The organism is Streptomyces sp. AB3(2024), from assembly GCF_041862025.1.
Classification (GTDB): Bacteria; Actinomycetota; Actinomycetes; order Streptomycetales; family Streptomycetaceae; genus Streptomyces.
The window spans coordinates 1-2,190 of the sequence record NZ_JBGWAB010000287.1 but is presented as its reverse complement, the minus strand read 5'-3'; the positions used below and the strand labels follow the sequence as shown (position 1 = coordinate 2,190).

Here is a 2,190-nt window from a genome sequence, read left to right as displayed (position 1 = left end):
CCGCATCTCCCTAGCCTTCCTCGGACTCGCCGCCGCCATCTGCTGCTACAAACGACTCATCCGCCTCACCAGATAGGACACGGTCTGAGTTGAGGGCTCCGAATACTCCACCCCCGGAGCCCGGTGCCGCCGTGCCCCGTTCACCCGTCCGCCCGCCTTCTGCCGTACGGAGTGCCGAGCATGACCGAACCCGCCGCGTCCAGTGTTCCCGGACCGGGCCGAGAGCCCGGCCCCGCATCCGAGTCCCGCAGGGGATGGGCGGCCGTGTCGGCCGTCTCCCTCGGGATCTTCTGCCTGATCACCTCCGAGCTGCTGCCCATCGGACTGCTCACCCCGGTCGGCGCCGCCCTCGGCGTCTCCGAGGGAACGGCGGGCCTCATGGTCACCGTCCCCGGGGTCGTCGCGGGCTTCTGCGCGCCCCTGGTGGCCGTCGGGGCGGCCCGCCTCGACCGGCGCCACGTGCTGTGCGTCCTGGTCGCGCTGATGGCCGTGGCCAACCTCGTCGCGGCCCTCGCGCCGGACTTCGCCGTGGTGCTGGCCGCCCGCCTGCTCGTCGGCGTCGCCGTCGGCGGGTTCTGGGCCATCGCGGGCGGTCTCGCGGTCCGGCTGGTGCCCGCGCACCACGTCCCCCGGGCCACGGCCCTGATCTTCGGCGGCGTCCCCACCGCCTCCGTGCTCGGCGTTCCCGCCGGGACCCTGCTCGGCGAACTCGGAGGCTGGCGCGCCGCCTTCGCGGCGGTCGGCGTCCTCGGGGCCGTCACCGCCACCGCCCTGCTCCTGCTGCTGCCGCCCCTGCCGGCGGCCCGCCGCGTCACCGCGCGCGAACTGCCCGTCCTGCTGCGCCGCGACCGCGGGGTCCGGGCCGGGGTGATCGTCACCTTCCTGGTGGTGACCGGCCAGTTCGCCGCGTACACCTTCGTCCGCCCCGTCCTGCGGGAGGTCTCCGGCATCGACGCCTCCTACGTCAGCACCCTGCTGCTCGGCTACGGCCTCGCGGGGGTCGCGGGCAACTTCCTGGCCGGCCCGCGCGACGCGCGTCGTACGCTGCTGGCCGTCAGCGTCACCCTGGGGGCGGCGCTGACGCTGATCGCCCTGCTGCCGGGGGCCGTCGCCGGGACCTGCCTGCTGCTGGTGTGGGGGCTGGCGTACGGCGGGGTGTCGGTCAGCCTGCAGGGCTGGATGCTCAAGGCGGCGCCGCAGGCCGCCGAGGCCGCCTCCGCCCTGATGGTGGCCATGTTCAACTTCGCGATCGCGGCGGGCGCGCTCGTCGGCGGGCTCGCCGTGGACGGGATCGCGGTGCCGGCCGCCCCGTTGAGCGGAGCCGCCCTGATGGCGGCGGCCGCGGGGACGGTGGCGTTCTCGCTCCTGCGGGGACGGGACGGCCGCCGCGGGCCCGGCCCGGACGCAGGCGTGCCGGAGGGCACGGACAACCGGACGGCGGAACCGGGGAGTCGGGTCCCTCCCGCACACAAGGGAAGGATGGGGCGGATCGGACACCCGGCTTGACCGGAGCGCCCCCGGACGGAAAGAGTCCGCTCAAGAGGCACCACATGAGCCGCACTTCGGAGATACCTGGAATGTCGATGTCCGTCCGCTCCACGCTCCCCCCGGCCGCCCTCGGCGGTCCGCCCGCCCGGGGCGCGGTGGCCGACGGGTCCGGCACTCCGGACGCGGGTACCGCGCCGACCGGCGCGGACACGACGGTCCCGCACCCGTTCGGCGGCGCCACCGCGCCTGCCGCGGGAGCGGGAACGGCCCCGGCCGCCCGGCGGCGCGGGGCCTGACCGGCGGGACGGGGGCCGGTACCGCACCGCCGCACCGGCCCCCGACCGTGCCGGGAGACGATCGTGTCCCCACACCCCGATGAGAGGGCGCCCGAGTCCGCCGACCGCCGGCTCGCCCGCCCCTACGTGACCTCCGAGGGCCCCCCGCCCCACGCGGCGGCCCCCACCCGTCCCCTGCCCCGGGCGGTGGTGGCTCCCGCCGCGCCGGTGTCCGCCCCGGTGGCGCCCGGTTCGGTGGCGCCCGGTCCCGTGGTGTCGCCCTGGCCTTCCGAGCCGGCCGGTGCGTCGCCCTGGCCAATGGACCCCCCCGACGCCCCGGCGGTGCCCGCGGTGCCGTCCGGCCCCCCGGCACCGGGACCGGCCGGAGGCGGCGCCGGCCAACGGAGCGGTCGGCGCCGGAGCCGGC

General features: G+C 77.3%; 2 protein-coding genes. Both read left to right on the top strand.

The features are described 5' to 3' along the window. The first annotated feature begins 180 nt into the window (after nt 1-180). Nucleotides 181-1,506, top strand: coding sequence for an MFS transporter (locus ACEPPI_RS40350; RefSeq protein ID WP_373920218.1), 1,326 nt, complete (start codon nt 181-183; stop codon nt 1,504-1,506). Nucleotides 1,507-1,550: 44 nt separating this feature from the next. After that, nucleotides 1,551-1,784 carry a hypothetical protein gene (locus tag ACEPPI_RS40345; protein WP_373920217.1) on the top strand — a complete coding sequence of 78 codons (234 nt, stop codon included), beginning with the start codon at nt 1,551-1,553 and terminating at the stop codon, nt 1,782-1,784. The last annotated feature ends 406 nt before the right edge of the window (nt 1,785-2,190 follow it).